9 protein-coding genes and 1 tRNA gene are annotated in these 17370 nt (G+C 36.6%); 5 read left to right on the top strand and 5 right to left on the bottom strand.

What is annotated here, in order from left to right; genetic code table 11:
* Positions 1 to 13: 13 nt before the first annotated feature.
* Positions 14 to 328 (top strand): tetratricopeptide repeat protein, encoded by a 315-nt coding sequence (locus ACQ33O_RS11505; RefSeq protein WP_430995733.1) that lies wholly within the window; start codon positions 14 to 16, stop codon positions 326 to 328.
* A gap of 9 nt (positions 329 to 337) precedes the next feature.
* On the top strand, positions 338 to 1699 hold the full coding sequence (tilS, locus tag ACQ33O_RS11500) for a tRNA lysidine(34) synthetase TilS (protein ID WP_430995732.1): 1362 nt from the start codon (positions 338 to 340) through the stop codon (positions 1697 to 1699).
* Here the strand turns inward: tilS and ACQ33O_RS11495 are convergent.
* Positions 1680 to 2306 (bottom strand): rhomboid family intramembrane serine protease, encoded by a 627-nt coding sequence (locus ACQ33O_RS11495; protein WP_430995731.1) that lies wholly within the window; start codon positions 2304 to 2306, stop codon positions 1680 to 1682. The genes tilS and ACQ33O_RS11495 overlap by 20 nt on opposite strands.
* Positions 2307 to 2329: 23 nt before the next feature.
* Entirely contained in the window at positions 2330 to 2803 is a 474-nt protein-coding gene (locus ACQ33O_RS11490; RefSeq protein WP_430995730.1) for a 23S rRNA (pseudouridine(1915)-N(3))-methyltransferase RlmH, read from the bottom strand.
* A gap of 72 nt (positions 2804 to 2875) precedes the next feature.
* Here ACQ33O_RS11490 and ACQ33O_RS11485 point away from each other — a divergent pair.
* A tRNA-Arg gene (locus tag ACQ33O_RS11485) sits at positions 2876 to 2949 on the top strand.
* Positions 2950 to 3555: 606 nt separating this feature from the next.
* Entirely contained in the window at positions 3556 to 10857 is a 7302-nt protein-coding gene (locus ACQ33O_RS11480) for an SdrD B-like domain-containing protein (protein WP_430995729.1), read from the top strand.
* 110 nt (positions 10858 to 10967) lie between these two features.
* Here ACQ33O_RS11480 and ACQ33O_RS11475 read toward each other — a convergent pair whose 3' ends face one another.
* The 3 genes from ACQ33O_RS11475 to ACQ33O_RS11465 all read right to left on the bottom strand — a co-directional run bounded on the left by ACQ33O_RS11475 (position 10968) and on the right by ACQ33O_RS11465 (position 16855).
* Positions 10968 to 11354, bottom strand: coding sequence for a hypothetical protein (locus tag ACQ33O_RS11475; RefSeq protein ID WP_430995728.1), 387 nt, complete (start codon positions 11352 to 11354; stop codon positions 10968 to 10970).
* A 100-nt stretch (positions 11355 to 11454) separates the two neighbouring features.
* The gene (locus tag ACQ33O_RS11470) at positions 11455 to 13815 is read right to left on the bottom strand and encodes a transglycosylase domain-containing protein (protein WP_430995727.1); all 2361 of its coding nucleotides are present in this window, start codon (positions 13813 to 13815) and stop codon (positions 11455 to 11457) included.
* 28 nt (positions 13816 to 13843) lie between these two features.
* Positions 13844 to 16855: a tetratricopeptide repeat protein gene (locus ACQ33O_RS11465; protein ID WP_430995726.1), complete on the bottom strand. Its 3012-nt coding sequence runs from the start codon at positions 16853 to 16855 to the stop codon at positions 13844 to 13846.
* A gap of 100 nt (positions 16856 to 16955) precedes the next feature.
* On the opposite strand from ACQ33O_RS11465, the gene ACQ33O_RS11460 reads away from it, so the two are divergent.
* Positions 16956 to 17354, top strand: a complete 399-nt coding sequence (locus tag ACQ33O_RS11460) for a hypothetical protein (RefSeq protein WP_430995725.1) — start codon at positions 16956 to 16958, stop codon at positions 17352 to 17354.
* The last annotated feature ends 16 nt before the right edge of the window (positions 17355 to 17370 follow it).

Raw genomic sequence — 17370 nt, 5'->3', positions numbered from 1 at the left:
ATACGATGTATTTATGGATAGAATAAGCAAATTAAAAGAATTCCTGGCTGCCAATGATAAAGACAGTTTTTTGCAACATGCATTGGCTTTGGAGTATATAAAAATTGGCAATGATGATGAAGCCAGAAACCTGTTTAACGAAATTTTGTTGAGAGAGCCAACCTATGTAGGATCGTATTATCATCTTGGAAAATTATTAGAAAGAGTAGGTGAGACAGCAAAAGCCATCAAGATATATGAACGTGGTATGATGGAAGCTAAAAGAGCAGGCGATAATCATTCTTATAATGAATTACAGGGGGCATATGAAGATTTGATGGATTATTAAACTTAGATCATGGATTTGTTAGAACAATTTATTGCATATATTAAAAAGAATAATCTTTTTCAACAAAAGGATAAACTGCTACTTGCAGTAAGCGGGGGAGTAGATTCTGTTGTGCTCTGTGAACTATGTTATATGGCCGGATACGAATTTTCAATTGCCCATTGCAATTTTAAATTGCGGGGAGATAATAGTAATAAAGATGAAGCTTTTGTAAAAGGACTTGCAGAAAAGTATAAAGTTGATTTTTTTGTAAAACAGTTTGATACAACCGCAATAGCTCAGCAACTAAAGAAAGGGATTGAAGAAACTGCAAGAGATTTGAGGTATGAGTGGTTTGCAGAATTGACCACACACGACAGACGCCAGTCGTCTGTGGTCGGACGTCATTACATTCTTACAGCTCATCATGCAGACGATAATATTGAAACCGTGTTGATGAATTTCTTCAGAGGTACCGGTATCAAAGGGTTGCACGGTATTCTACCGAAAAAAGATAAAATTATTCGTCCGCTTTTATTTGCAAATAAAAAAGCTATCATCAATTTTGCGACTGAAAATAATTTATCATTTGTTGCGGATAGTACAAATGCCGAAAGTGATTATACCAGAAATTATTTCAGAAATATTTTAATTCCCGGTGTTGAGAAAGTTTTTCCGAAAGCGCAGCAAAATATTTTAAATAATATCGAAAGATTTCGTGAGGTAGAAATCTTGTATAAAGAATCCATCGATCTGCAAAAGAAAAAATTGATGATTCAGAAAGGGAACGAGTATTTTATTCCTGTTCTTAAAATGTTACAAGTAAAACCCTTGGTAACTGTGTTGTACGAAATGATCAAGGATTTTGGTTTTACTTCCTTACAAACAGAAGAAGTAGTTGCATTGTTACAAAGTGAGAGTGGTAAATATGTACAATCTCAAACACATCGCATTATCAATAATAGAAAATGGTTGATCATCTCTCCGAATAAGACCATTGATGCTGCCAATATTCTGATCGAGACAGGTGACAATAATTTGCAATTTGAACTTGGCGTATTACAAATAGAAAAAAAAGAAAATATTCCACCTTCCATTTCAAAAGATGCTTTTGTTGCTCAGTTGGATCATGATAAAATTCAATTCCCATTATTACTGCGTAAGTGGAAGCAAGGAGATTATTTCTATCCGTTGGGAATGACAAAGAAGAAAAAGCTCAGCCGATTTTTTATTGATCAAAAATTATCTCTGATAGAAAAAGAAAAAGTCTGGGTAGTAGAAATGAACAAAAAGATTGTTTGGGTAGTTGGGATGCGTATAGATGATCGGTTTAAGATAACTACTTCTACAAAAAACACTATCTTGTTCCGACTTAAAAATGCGGATGCATAAGTTTATCGATGAACGATTTGAATAAGTCAGGTTTTAATACCGCAGTTAATAAGAAACCATAAACCGAACCCCACAGATGGGCATTGTGGCCGATATTGTCTTTTCCTCTCTTGTCCATGTAAGCGCAAAACCATATATACAAAATAGCAAATAAAATATTGGGTATAGCTAAAAAGGGCAGTCCGAATAATGCGATGCCTTTTTCCCAAGGATCAAATATGAGTGTGGCGAAAACCACAGCCGAAACAGCACCCGAAGCACCTAAAGCTGCATAATTATAATTCTTTCTGTTTCTGAAAAAATCAAAGATAGAAGATGCAGCAAGTGCAGATACATAGAGTATCACATACTCCGTTTTTGTAAAAAGAAAGATCTCTACAACTCTTCCAAAAGAATAAAGTGTAAACATATTAAAGAACAGATGTACGTAATCGGCATGTATCAATCCATGGCTAAAAAATCTGTAATACTGTGAGGGGCCGGTCATTTGATAAGGATAGAACAATGCTTTTGATCTGATATCCTGGCTATTGAATCCAAGCAAAGTAGTTAGTACGGTAATGGCTATAATTGAAAAGGTTACAGGGAAGAGTGTAAATTCGTTCATAAAATATTGTCTTAAAATTGAAATTAACTATGATGGTATTTTTCATTTCTTATAATGCTACATGCTCTGTAAACTTGCTCGGCCAAAATTAATCTTACTAATTGATGAGGAAAAACCAGTTGAGATACTCCCCATTTATAATTAGCCCTTTTCATGATATCGTCACTAACGCCGTAAGCGCCTCCAATTAGAAAGATGACATTTTTTACACTTTCGTTTGCTCTTGATTGAATGAAAGATGCAAAGGTTTCGCTGGACATTTGTTTGCCCCTTTCATCTAAAAGCACCAAATAATCATCTTTTTGCAGATTGTTCAGAATGATCTCGCCTTCTTTCTTTTTTAGTTCTATTTCCGATAATGAGGCTGCATTTTTTGGAGGAGCAATAATACTCCATTCTGAAGGGAAGTAGTTGTTGATTCGTTTGGTAAATAGCTCAACGCCCTCTTTTACATAGGGTTCGTGAGCTTTACCAATCGTCCAGAAATGAAGTTTCATACCGCAATTTATAGCTGAAAATGCATAAAGACTTGGGCAGTATAAAATAATTTTATATTTTTGCACCCCATTGGCTGCGTAGCTCAACTGAATAGAGCATCTGACTACGGATCAGAAGGTTTTAGGTTTGAATCCTAACGCGGTCACTAAGAGCATAAAAAAGCCGTAAATGAGAATTTGCGGCTTTTTTAATTATCTCACTAAGATTGGTTTAGATATTTTTTAAATATTGCCAATCAAAATTTGGAAATAAAGAAAAATGACAATATCTTGTTAAAGTTCGTTTATCCGTTTTAAAACCAGTGCTAAACTAAACATCCCTCTCAAAAATTTATTTTTCCTTCCAAGGTCCTGTGTATCATCTTGTATTTGCCTGATTGTAAGTTTTTTAGGCTGTCCTTTGTTTATTATAAAAAAAATCAGAAACCCTGCTTGCGTCCGATTGTTATGATCTAACCATACATATTTGTTCATGTTCATTTAAGCCAGTATCTGTTTAACCACCAGAATAACTATTCTAAGAATTTCCAATTTATTTTTCCTAAGAAGGTCTTCAATTAAGTATTCAGTACAAGGTTGAGACATAATTTGAAACAAACTTTTTTATACCTAAATAGTAGAATATGGAAACTTCGTCAATGGTCCGCAGATCTAAATTGGTCCAATCATTCAGCCATGCTATCACAAAAAGTAAATCAATCTTTTTATTATTTGTGTTTCTTTCCTTTTGCACAGGGTTGCAAGCAAAAGAAATGAATAAAAATAGTGGAGCTTCAAAGATATCTTCCGAAAATCCGGGTAAAATAGTCAAGGGAGATAAAGTAACCTGGGCCGTTCTTACTCTGGGTAATAGGGTGTTTTTAGACAAAAATAGAAGTGGTAAGTATGATGTAGGAGATGAGCCGATTACTTTTACAACCGTACATCTTTACAAAGATGACAATGCTGATAATGCACCTGACGGGGCTTTTATTGGTGTTACACAAACGGATGCAAATGGGCTTTATTCCTTTGTTAACCTATATCCCGGGAATTATATTGTTGGAGCATTAATTCCGGCTCCATTGGCAATAACTGTAATTAATGGTGGAGATCCTGATAATAATATTGACGAAGATAACAACGGTATAAAAGTGTACAATGGAGAAGCTATTGGTTATACTATTACACTTGTAGAAGGTGGGGAGCCTTCAGGTGTAGATAATAATACCAACACAACTTACGATATAGGGTTGTATAACCCAATTCTGCCTCCGGATGGGGGTAAGGTTTGCTTCGCTGGAAATACTTCAATTGTTTGGGCAAAAAGTACATGGACAGCCAATGTGAATGACGAAACCGTAACAATAAGAACAACATTTGCAAAAACCTTTGTTGATAATACTTATGGTACTGGCGCTATAGGCTGGCCAAGCGGACATACTTTCGGTAATCTGACCGGTTCAGATAATTTAACCTGGTCTATTAGGGATGCAAATGGTATTGAAAAATTAAAATTTCAGCAAGATTATATCAGTTCAACAACGGTTAGTTCAACTGCTCCTTCAGGATATGCAACACTTGGATTTGGTGGTGATGGTAATAATCCTACTATTGGCTTAGCATCTGATGTATTAAATTTCAGAACTTCTATGGATATTAACTTTAATAATTTTGGTTATGTCCTTACTACAAATTCACCTCCAACTGATGCAAATTATACACCTAATGCTTCTTACCCAAATTGGATATTTGATGTATGGTATGAAGTGACAGTTAAAAAATCGGTGTTTGGTGCTGCAGGATTTGGTTTCCCTGTAGTTGCTTCTGTACATGCTAGTCCCAGTAAAACAGGAAACAATACCGAAGTTGTTACACAAACACCATGTAATGATGGTTCAATAGGAGATTATGTCTGGCATGATTTGGATAACGACGGCGTACAGGAGGTAGGTGAGCCGGGAATTCCTAATGTGATTGTTACGCTAACTAAACCTGATGGTTCAACTGTAAGTACCACCACTAACGCTAATGGATACTACTTATTTAGTAATCTTGGCCAGGGAAACTATACAGTGACTTTTACTACACCGTCCGGTTATGCGCCAACTACTTCTAATCAGGGAGGAGATGATACTAAAGATAGTGATCCTAATAGTGGAGTAGTATCCGTATCACTTGCCGAAGGTCAAAATAATCTGACAATAGACGCAGGTTATGTTTTGCCAAAATTGAATTTAGGTGACTATGTTTGGTACGATCAAAATATCAATGGGCTTCAGGATGCCGGCGAGCCGGTAATAATTGGAGCCACTGTAAACTTATATACTGATTCCGATGGCAATAATGTTCCGGATGGTGCAGCAATAGCTAGCACGTCAACTAATGCTAGTGGTAATTATTCTTTTACCAATCTTGCAGCCGGAAATTATATTGTTGGAGTAGTTATTCCAACCGGTTATACTAATTCGGTTAATACAGCTACAAGCACCAATCCAAATAGTGATAACAATCTTGACAATAATGGTATTGCAACTGTTTCGGGAGAGATACGTAGTAATTTCATAACGCTTACATCTAATGGAGAACCTACTACAGACGGTGATGGAGCGAATGGAAATCTTACGCTTGATTTTGGATTGAAGGGAGCAGTTTGTTTAGGTGATTTTGTTTGGGATGATAAAAACGGCAATGGTGTTCAGGATGCCGGAGAGCCGGGAATACCAGGAGTTTCAGTAACACTTACTTATCCAAACGGAGCAATGGCAACAATGAATACTGATGCAAATGGTGGATATCTTTTCTGTGGTCTTGCTCCCGGAGTTTATACAGTTACTTTTACAACGCCTAACGGGTATGTACCAACTACTTCTAATCAAGGTGGAGACGATGCAAAGGATAGTGATCCGGTGAATGGAGTGGTAACAGGCATTACTTTAAGTGGAGGGCAAAGTAATTTGACAATTGATGCAGGATTCCTTGTGCCTTGTGTACCCACAAGTTCTACTACTAATATAACTATTTGTTCTACTGAATTGCCATATCTATGGAATAATGTTAGCTACAATGCTGCAGGCACTTATATAGTTCATTTGATCAACAAAGCAGGATGTGATAGTGCTGCTACACTTAAGTTAACCGTAAACAGTGGATCTCACATAACGGAAACGCATACTGCCTGTGATAGCTATAGTTGGCGTGGGACTGTGTACACACAAAGTGGTGATTATATTTATTACTACATCTGTTGTCAAGCTAGTTGTCCTTCATCTGATACACTACATTTGACAATCAATAAGAGTACTCATAATGCAGAAACTAAATCGGCATGTGATAGTTATACCTGGAAGGGTACTGTATACACAGAAAGCGGTAACTATATCTATTATTATACAAATCAGTACGGTTGTCCGTCTGCAGATACCTTACATCTAACTATCAATTATGGTACGCATAATGCTGAAACAAGATCTGCATGTGGAAGCTATATCTGGCATGGAACAACTTACACTCAAAGCGGTGATTATATTTATTATTATACTTGTCAGGCAGGATGCCCTTCTGCAGATACTTTGCACTTGACAATCACTAATGGAACACACAATGCAGAAACGCAGGTAGTTTGTAATAGTTATACCTGGCACGGTAATGTATATACGCAGAGTGGCGACTATATATATTATTACAACCAATCAACTTGCCCATCTGCCGATACATTACACTTAACTATAAAAAAAGGTAGTTTCAATACGGAAACAAAATCAGCTTGCGATAGTTATATCTGGCATGGCATTGTATATATGCAAAGTGGTAAGTATGTCTATCCATATTTCAATCAAGCGGGCTGTCCTTCTGCCGACACATTATATCTAACAATTAACAAAGGGACTTACAATTCACAAACTACAATAGTATGTGATAGTTACACATGGCATGGTACTGTTTATACTTCGAGTGGAAAATATATCTATTACTATAACAATCAGTATGGATGTGCATCTGCCGATACAATGTATTTGACTATAAATAAAGGCACTCATTTTGCAGAAACACAGGTTGCTTGTAATAGTTATACTTGGCATGGTACGACTTATACTCAGAGTGGAGATTATATTTACTATTATAATTGTTTGAACGGTTGTCCGTCAGCCGATACATTACATTTGACCATTAGAAAAGGAACCTTCAATGCATATACCTATGTATTTTGTGAGAGCTATACCTGGTATGGTAATATATACACCCAAAGTGGTGATTATATCTACTACTATAATAACCAGTATGGTTGTCCTTCTGCGGATACATTGCATTTAACCATTAAGTATAGCTCTCATGTTTCAGAAACAAGATCAGCATGTGAAAGTTACACTTGGAAAGGAACTGTTTATACCCAAAGTGGTGATTATATCTACTACTATAATAATCAGTTTGGATGCCCTTCTGCGGATACATTGCATTTAACCATTAAGTATGGCTCTCATGTTTCGGAAACAAGGTCTGCATGTGAAAGTTACACTTGGAAGGGATCTGTTTATACCCAAAGTGGTGATTATATCTACTACTATAATAATCAGTTTGGATGCCCTTCTGCGGATACATTGCATTTAATCATTAAGTATGGCTCTCATGTTTCAGAAACAAGATCTGCATGTGAAAGTTACACATGGAAAGGCACAGTGTATACACAAAGTGGCGACTACATTTATTACTATACCAATCAAGTTGGTTGCCCATCAGCAGATACGCTACACTTGACAATCAAGTATGGTTCACACAATGCAGAAACAAGGTCTGCATGTGAAAGTTACACATGGAAAGGCACAGTGTATACGCAAAGTGGCGATTATATTTATTATTATAACAATCAGGTTGGATGCCCATCAGCTGATACACTGCATTTAACGATCAAGTATGGTTCTCATGTTTCAGAGACAAGGTCAGCTTGTGAAAGCTATACCTGGAAAGGCACAGTGTATACTCAAAGTGGCGATTATATTTATTATTATAACAATCAGGTTGGATGCCCATCAGCTGATACACTGCACTTGACAATCAAGTATGGTTCACATAATGCAGAAACAAAATCAGCTTGTGAAAGTTACACATGGAAAGGAACAACTTACACCCAAAGTGGCGATTACATTTATTACTATACTAACCAGGTTGGCTGTCCATCAGCTGATACACTGCACTTGACAATCAAGTATGGTTCACATAATGCAGAAACTAAATCAGCGTGTGAAAGCTATACCTGGAAAGGAACAGTGTATACGCAAAGCGGTGATTATATTTATTATTACACAAACCAAGTTGGATGTCCTTCTGCAGATACTTTGCATCTGACAATTAAATACGGTAGTCATAATGTAGAAACAAAATCGGCTTGTGAAAGTTACACCTGGAAAGGAACAACATACACCCAAAGCGGTGATTATGTTTATTACTATACCAACCAGGTTGGTTGCCCATCTGCAGATACTTTGCATTTGACAATTAAATACGGCAGTCACAATGCAGAAACTAAATCAGCTTGTGAAAGCTATACCTGGAAAGGAACAACATACACCCAAAGCGGTGATTATGTTTATTACTATACCAACCAGGTTGGTTGCCCATCTGCAGATACTTTGCATTTGACAATTAAATACGGCAGTCACAATGCAGAAACTAAATCAGCTTGTGAAAGCTATACCTGGAAAGGAACAACATACACCCAAAGTGGCGATTACATTTATTACTATACTAACGAGGTTGGTTGCCCATCAGCAGATACGCTACACTTGACAATCAAGTATGGTTCACACAATGCAGAAACAAAATCGGCTTGTGAAAGCTATACCTGGAAAGGAACAGTGTATACGCAAAGCGGCGATTATATTTATTATTATAACAATCAGGTTGGATGCCCATCAGCTGATACACTGCACTTGACAATCAAGTATGGTTCACACAATGCAGAAACAAAATCGGCTTGTGAAAGCTATACCTGGAAAGGAACAACATACACTCAAAGTGGCGATTACATTTATTACTATACTAACCAGGTTGGCTGTCCATCAGCAGATACACTGCACTTGACAATCAAGTATGGTTCACACAATGCAGAAACTAAATCAGCTTGCGAAAGTTACACCTGGAAAGGAACAACATACACCCAAAGCGGTGATTATGTTTATTACTATACCAACCAGGTTGGTTGCCCATCTGCAGATACTTTGCATTTGACAATTAAATACGGCAGTCACAATGTAGAAACCAAATCATCTTGTGAAAGCTATACCTGGAAAGGAACAACATACACTCAAAGTGGCGATTACATTTATTACTATACCAACCAGGTTGGTTGCCCATCAGCAGATACGCTGCACTTGACAATCAAGTATGGTTCACACAATGCAGAAACAAAATCGGCTTGCGAAAGTTATACCTGGAAAGGAACAACATACACTCAAAGTGGCGATTACATTTATTACTATACCAACCAGGTTGGTTGCCCATCAGCAGATACGCTGCACTTGACAATCAAGTATGGTTCACACAATGCAGAAACAAAATCGGCTTGTGAAAGCTATACCTGGAAAGGAACAACATACACTCAAAGTGGCGATTACATTTATTACTATACCAACCAGGTTGGTTGCCCATCAGCAGATACACTGCACTTGACAATCAAGTATGGTTCACACAATGCAGAAACTAAATCAGCTTGTGAAAGCTATACCTGGAAAGGCACAGTGTACACACAAAGTGGTGATTATATTTATTACTATACCAACCAAGTTGGATGTCCTTCTGCAGATACGTTGCACTTGACAATCAGGTATGGTGTACCGCCTTCAGTTACTGTAACGCAGCCTAGCTGTCAAATACAAACAGGTACAATAGTTGTTACTGCACCACTTGGAAGTGGTTACACGTACAGTATTGATGGCGAAAATTATCAGTCAAGTCCAACCTTTACGGGATTAACACCCGGTGTTACATATAATGTAACTACGAAGAGCATTTATGGATGCACGTCTTCGCAGGTATCTGCTAAGGTAGATCCGGTACCGTTAAATTGTGGCCAGCATATTTATCACACTCAAACACAATGTTCTGATTATAATAGCGGAACAGGAGAGGCGATGAGTGAGATATGTTATAAATCCTACAACAATGTGATATCTGTGGCTACACCGGGTGTTTTCTTCTATTATACTAATCTGATAGCTCCGTCAGCTACATTCTGTATTGATGTTATACAATCGAATAACTGTGGATTGGAATTGTTTGAGATCCATCAGGGAAATCAGATATTGTTGTTTGATGATAATTGTAACAGAATAGCTAATGGTGTTACGATCACTCGTGGTAATGGCAGGGTATGTATAACCGGTGCAACACCTGGGGCAACGTACACACTTTCGGTGAAGTATAATACAAAATCTATCGAAGGAAGTCCTTTGTCTCCAAATTGTATTTATACTTTTGTAACGAAAATTAATGGACAAGAAGTATTGAATAGCGAAGGCTCTTTAACATTATCTGATTGCACTGCTTCCTATGCTAAAGTCAGCAGCTTTACTGCAAAAGTAAATAATGAAAGAGCGCAACTAGATGTGAGGGTTACTAATCCTTCAAAATCAAATCAGATCGTTATTGAAGAAAGTGCTAACGGCATTAACTTTAAATCGATCATGAAAATTGATCTTCCTCAAAAAACCACTTATCAGTATACTTATAACAAGCAAGTAGCCGGAACCAATTACTACAGAGTAAAAGTGGTAGATGATAAGGACAATGTGATTAGTTACTCCGATGTGATTCAAGTGAAAAAGGTTAAAGACATTCAGGTTTATCCGAATCCGGCTAAGACCTATGTTAACGTTTTGATTCCTGAAGAGTATGTTACTAAGAAAGTAAGGGTTGAAATGTACAATATGGTCGGTCAGGTGATGATGAGTAAAAATTTCACCAATGCTCGTGAAGTGGAAACAATACAACTGGGTGTAATGCCAAGTGGAGTGTATAATCTGAAAGTAATATTAGGAGATGATGTTATTCAAACAAAGAAGGTGCAGGTCTTCAAATAACAAAATTGAATAGCAATTATTATCAGGTCAATTATAATATTGTAAAACCAATTCAAATAAAAAAGGTCAACATTAGTTGACCTTTTTTATTTGAATAAAACTTTTTTTAATTAATTAGTGGCAGGAGCAGCAGTTGCTTCTTTTTGTTTTTTTCGAATAGCGCTCCAAACTTTGAATTTTTCAGCACCCATGATCTGTTTTAATTTGTCATTTTTGGCACTGTTTACCTCATCTTTTTTAGCTGTTTTTTCTGCATCGGTTAAGGCGTCGTTCTTTTTTATTTCCTTATTTTTTTCTTCTGCTTCTTCCAGAGTTTCTCTTACTGCAGTTTGCTGATCAGCAGTTAAACCTGTTTCAATTAAGGCCGAAGTTAAATCTGCTTCTTTCTTTGCTTTTTGAGCTGCTTTCTCTTCTTTTGTAAGTGGGGTGCCATTTTGTGCAAAAGATGTTACTGCAAGGGCTCCTACGAGCAAAGAAGTAAAAATTAATTTTTTCATGTTGGCTTTTTTTTGTTCCGTAAAAGTAAATAACCTGTTGGATATTTTTTGTTCTTTAACAGATCATTTACGATAACGTTCCCGGTAAATTTATAATGCGCTAATATTCATTAGTGCCTGAGTTTGCTTTAGTACTACTGACTTTTTTTTTGTCATCAGGTTTAATAGCAGGAGGAGTTATTTTTTTATCATCCGTTTTTTTGCCCGGACCTTGTTTATTAGTATCAACAGGAATCAACGGTGCAGAGATATCGTCCGGCATGGGCTCATCAATAATAAAATCACCTGCATCGCCATTGCCTACATCCGGTGCAGTATATCCGTCATCCTGATTTACAATTGCGGCAAAATTCTGATCTGCATAAATAGGGTCATTGCTCAAAACTGCTGGGATTTCAAACTTAGGCATTTTGCCGTACGGCAATTTTCTGTCGTCATATACCTTCTTCATAAAATAACCCCATTTAGGTAAGGCCATTTCATTACCACCACTTGTACCTGCGTAGATCCTGATAAAGGGGTCATCGCAACCAACCCATGTGCCGGCCAATAATTCCGGAGTATAGCCAATGAACCATCCATCTGTGTTATCATTAGTAGTTCCTGTTTTACCTGCTTTCTCTGCATCTATACCATAATTGTTTAACGAACGACCGGTTCCAAATTGCACAACACCCTGCATTAATTTAACCATTGTATAGGCATCGCCTTCATTGATCAATTGTTTTGTTTCTGTTCTGAATTCTTGTAGCAGGTTGCCATTCTTATCCTCAATTCTGCTGATAAATAAAGGCTGAGTATTATATCCTTTATTCGGGAACATGGTATAAGCTTGCAACATTTGTAACATCGGAATTTCGGCTGATCCTAAAGCAATGGAGGGATAGGGAGGTATCTTAACAGTAATACCACAATTATGAGAAAACTCTACCAGCTTATTCACACCAACAATCTGCATTAGTCGATAGGCAGCAGCATTTTTGGAATGTGCTAAACAATACGCCATTGTACCTGCACCACCTGTAATACATTTGCCGCCAAGGCAAATAGTTCCGCCGGCTATGGATGTTTGTGGAGTATAGCCGGCATCCTGTACAGCTAATGTATATAACAGTGGTTTGAATGTTGAACCCACCTGACGCATGGTAGTAACATGGTCGAATTTAAACCATCTGAAATCAATGCCGCCAACCCAACATTTTACTTCGCCACTGAAGGGGTCCATTGCAGCAAAAGATGTTTGCATAATCTGTTTGTGGTATTTTATAGAATCATACGGAGTCATCACAGTATCTAGTTCTCTTTTTGCATTCCATGCAAAAACCTTCATTTTTACTGGAATGTAAAATGTTTTTTTGATGTCTTCGTCTTTTAATTCATCCTCTTTTAAGCTTCTCCATCTTTCTGTATTTTTCATTGCAGACTCAATGATGCCCTCACGACCTTTCCACATTCTTGCTCCATTGTTCTTGAGTAACCAATCTAATTTTTTCTGAATGATGGGCATATGCTGAGCAACAGATTCTTCAGCATATTGTTGCATAGAAGAATTAATGGTTGTATAGATCTTTAAACCATCTCTGTACAGATCGTAATTTTCTCCGGTTTTTGTGTTCTTGTGTGTTTTACACCATTCTTTCATTTTGTCTGCTAAAACTGCACGGAAATAAGGAGCAATACCTACATTCTCATCCGGCTTTTTATAATTGGTAGTTAATGGCTTTGGCTTCAAAATTGCAGCTTGTGCAGCAGTAAGGTATTGTTGCTTACATTCAACCATTCTTTCATAAACAGTATTTCTTCTGTTTTTTGAAGCTTCTGGATGTCTTATCGGATCGTAGATAAACCCTTTGAGCATACCAACTAATATCGCTGCTTCTTCGATATTCAACTCACTTGGTTCTTTCTGAAAATAAGTTTTCGATGCATTTCTGATACCATAGTTACTGCCCCATGGTGCTCTGTTAAGGTATAGCGTGATGATCTCTTCTTTTGTAAAATTCTTTTCCAGTTTTACGGCAATGATCCATTCTTTGATCTTTTCTAAAACCCTAGTTATAATATTTTTATGTCCCTGACCCAGCATCATTTTTGCCAATTGCTGTGTGATAGGACTACCACCACCATCGGTACCGAACTTAAGAATAGCTCTTGCGATCGCTTTGGCATCAATGCCTGAGTGGTCGTAGAAGCGTTCATCTTCTGTTGCGATCAATGCATGAATGATATTTGGGGATATCTGATTGTATTTTACTTCACTTCTATTCTCTGCATAATATTTACCCATGAGTTTGCCATCATTTGTGTAAACTTCACTGGCAAGATCAGCTTCAGGATTTTCAAGTTCCTGCAAAGAAGGCATCTTCCCAAACAACCCAAAGTTGGCACATAAGAATATCAGGATAACAAATAAGAGACCACCCCAAAAAACTCTCCATAAAATTTTTACAGAACGCTTCATATATATTGAATAAGTTTAAAATAGATCATTAAAATTTGCCGGGATATTGTTTATTTAAAAGCAATTTATATCCGGCAATATCTTTATTGGCTTTTAGTTTTTGCAGATTTTCATCTGAGCAAATGAAGAAAGAATATTTATTGCTTTGAAGCCATGATACTTCTGTTGGCGCAGCTCTCTTCAATTTATTCATGTAGTCCATTGCTTTTTTTGCATCATCAAAAGAAGAAAAAATAAGTATTGCATAGTCTTTATCTATTGCATCCTTTGTCAATGTTATTTGCCTATCTCCATAACCCTCACTGATATACCTACTGAAAGCATTTTTAGCTTCATTGATATAAGTGCCATCTACTTTGTCAAGTAACATGATCACATTTTGTGGAGCTGCTTCATTGAATGCAAATGGTCCGCTGGTTATTATGGTTGGTGCAACAATTTTTACTGTGTCTTTCTTTTCAATAACAACCGGAGTCAGTGGTGTATTTACAACAGCAGCAATAGTGTCGGCAACAACCGGCATTGTGTTATTCACAATCGGAGCATCGTCGATTTTTATGATGTCATCTTCCTTAGCTCTTGTTACTTGCAGATCCGTAAGGTATTTTTCTATTTCCGCTCTTCTGCTTAATACATCGATCAACTTCTCTGACTTTGCTTTAAGCGGAGAAGTAGGGTAGAGCTGGATAATATTTTTCAAAACAATTTTTGCAATACTATCCGATTTTTGTTTTACATGATAAATAGCCTCTATGTAAAGTAATTGAGGTGTCCAGTAATTCTTTCCATACAAACTATCAGCATTTTTCTTTTCCGCTAACGCTTCTGCAAATTTCCCTTCAATAAATAAATTATAAATATCTGCGTAACGTTTTGTAGCCACGGTGTTTTTAAGTTCGGGCTTAGCTTCGGCAGGATTGGTAAGTAATTTTGCGGCTGTGGTATTAGAAAGCTTTGTTGTAAGCAAATTTTTGTAATAGGCTGCCTTTGAAATATTACCCAATTTGTTATAGCAGTAATATAATCCAAGATAAATATTGCCATCATGCAAAGAATCAGGGAAACGTCTTAGCGATTCATTGTATGTAGCTATTGCCAGTTCGTATTCTTCCAATTCGTTTTGATATAACTGGGCCAATTCAAATTCAGCATTGTCTATTGCTGTGTTGCTGATCAATATTTTTTCTTCCGATAGTGGAATATTTGCTAATAATCCATCATAACTCAGGTCTTCAACAGCGGGAGCTTGTGTAATGGCCGTTACCGGGTTATTATTGATCGTTCCATTTGGATCAAGATCTCCATCAGGATTAAACGCAGGTATATCATCATTTACGATCGCTTCTGTTAAAGATTTCAATCGCCAGTTATCTGCATTTCGTCTGTCGCCCCATTTTCTTTTAAATTCACTCAGTCCTTTCGATCTTAAAGAGGTATTGTAGAAATACCATTCTCCTTTACCCGAATTATTTGAAAATAGATCGATTGGTTTTTCTTTATCATCTCCAAAGCCAATTACAACACCGCCATTGGGATCTGTTTCTTTTAATCCTTTTTCTTTACGAAGTTTCTTTGATAGTTTTTTTATGAAAGCATCTCTGTCAATTGGAGCTAAAGCCGCAATTCTTTGCAGGCTATCTTCTCTTTCAATAATATTTATCTTCTGTACAATTTTTGCAAGCGCCCCCTTGCGTAAAATAATTTTATTGCTTGATTCGCCTAAAGCAGTGTCAGACATATCAAGACTGTCATAAGCAGCAGCGGCAATTTTAAAATCTTTTCTGGCATAAGCGATGTCTGCTAATTGCAGGTAAGCTTTATTCTTATATTCAATATTTGTTTCGCTTGTTTTGATGCTTTGATTTAAATATGAGAGAGCCTCTGTTGTATCAGGTTTTTGTAAAGCCAATTTAGCTGCCGAATAAAAAATAATATCTCTGTATGTTTCAAATTTATCTTTTTTAGCCATACGCAAAAGATTGCTGATCCCATTGTTCAAGTCTTTTACACTGCCACTTGTTCTGAACATTTTTGCATCGTTCAGGTTAGCATAAATATCCATTAGAGGGCTGGTTGTATGTTTAGCAGCTTTCGTATAATTTTCTGATGCCAGGTCGAATTTGCCCGATAGCTCATAAAGTTGAGCTAACAAAAATTCTGCTCTGGCTTTATCCTGTTTAGTATCTGTAACACTTAATCCTTTTTCTAAATAAGTGGCAGCACTATCGTATATGCCTTGTTGATAAAACCAGTAAGCGTTCAGCTCATCTAGGTCATTTCTTAAGCGATTGGGTAGATTTGGATCGTTTTGTAGTGTTTTAATTAAACTTGCAGCACCACCAAAATCTTCTTGTTCAATAAAACTGCGAACAAGCCATAATAATGCATCATTTCTGCTCGGTGGTTGCGATGCAATTTTTTGAAAAACATTTTGCTTTTCTTTATTGGCAATGCTTAATGTATTATTTGTTGCGCCATAATTTGTTCCTATGACTCTGTCATCATCTTCACTTCTCTTTTTTCTAGGATATAAATTGTAATTAATGAATTGAAATGTGGCAATGGCCGAATCAAATTCCTTTTTGTAGAAATACGCCTTGCCCATTAGAAGATACATATTATCTACCCAGTCACTTCTAAGGTCATGCAGCAAAATGCCGGCAGTAGCTTTGTAAATAACAGAATCAAGTTCGGTGATCTGCGCAGCTGTGCTATTTAAAGAATATGGATAAAAAGAAAGAAGTTTTGAATAATTATCTGTTTGTTCAAGCTTGGCTCTTTCTATTACATTTTTGATTTTATTGTTGGCATTAAAATAATAGTTATAATGGGTGTAATTATTTTGAAAAATACGGCGGGATAGGGTGAATTTTTTATCCGCCATTTTTTCCGAACCCAGTTTGCGGTTTTCGAATTTTTCAGGTTTTTTCTCTTTACCTAATAAATCGAAGGTCCAGGCAGGAGATTGTGCACAGGCGGTATTAAAAAGTACACTTAGTACAGATAAAAACAGAAGAAAAGGTAATGTCTTTTTCAGCATGCAAAAAACTAATTGAAAATGCGGCTAAATATCGGATATTTTTGCCAATTATTGAGGATAATGCTTTTGGTTTCTTAATTTTAACACCGAATAAAGAACTATGGCTAAATTAGATGCGAATAGTACGTTAAAAAGATTGAGAAATCATTATCGATTGGTAATAATGAACGAGGATACGTATGAGGAAGTGGCAAAGTTCAAATTGAGTCGATTAAGCGTATATATCATTATCAGCAGCGTGTTTGTTTTGTTTGCAGTTTTAATTGTTTCGCTGATCATTTTTACACCAATCAAATATTATTTGCCGGGAACCGGTTATGGAGATATTAAACAGGTAAAAGAATACCAGCAGCTAAATGTTCGTACCGACTCTATGGAAACTGCCATGAAGTTTCAGCAAAAATATCTCGATGATATTAAGAAAGTATTAGAAGGCAAAGTGCCGAAATTAGATACCAATAAACTTGAATTACCCAAAGAAGAAAGTGCAGGAGATTAATTTTAAATTAAAATTT

The sequence above is a fragment of the Ferruginibacter sp. SUN002 genome (genome assembly GCF_050611725.1).
In the GTDB taxonomy this organism is placed as follows: domain Bacteria; phylum Bacteroidota; class Bacteroidia; order Chitinophagales; family Chitinophagaceae; genus Ferruginibacter.
Note: the sequence above shows the minus strand (reverse complement) of the source record. Positions and strands in the feature narration are given on the sequence as shown.

Coding starts and splice junctions, on each gene's coding strand:
- ACQ33O_RS11465 (WP_430995726.1), bottom strand. CDS start 16,855: ATGCTGAAAAAGACATTACCTTTTCTTCTGTTTTTATCTGTACTAAGT.
- ACQ33O_RS11470 (WP_430995727.1), bottom strand. CDS start 13,815: ATGAAGCGTTCTGTAAAAATTTTATGGAGAGTTTTTTGGGGTGGTCTC.
- ACQ33O_RS11460 (WP_430995725.1), top strand. CDS start 16,956: ATGGCTAAATTAGATGCGAATAGTACGTTAAAAAGATTGAGAAATCAT.
- ACQ33O_RS11480 (WP_430995729.1), top strand. CDS start 3,556: ATGAATAAAAATAGTGGAGCTTCAAAGATATCTTCCGAAAATCCGGGT.
- ACQ33O_RS11505 (WP_430995733.1), top strand. CDS start 14: ATGGATAGAATAAGCAAATTAAAAGAATTCCTGGCTGCCAATGATAAA.
- ACQ33O_RS11490 (WP_430995730.1), bottom strand. CDS start 2,803: ATGAAACTTCATTTCTGGACGATTGGTAAAGCTCACGAACCCTATGTA.
- ACQ33O_RS11475 (WP_430995728.1), bottom strand. CDS start 11,354: ATGAAAAAATTAATTTTTACTTCTTTGCTCGTAGGAGCCCTTGCAGTA.
- tilS (WP_430995732.1), top strand. CDS start 338: ATGGATTTGTTAGAACAATTTATTGCATATATTAAAAAGAATAATCTT.
- ACQ33O_RS11495 (WP_430995731.1), bottom strand. CDS start 2,306: ATGAACGAATTTACACTCTTCCCTGTAACCTTTTCAATTATAGCCATT.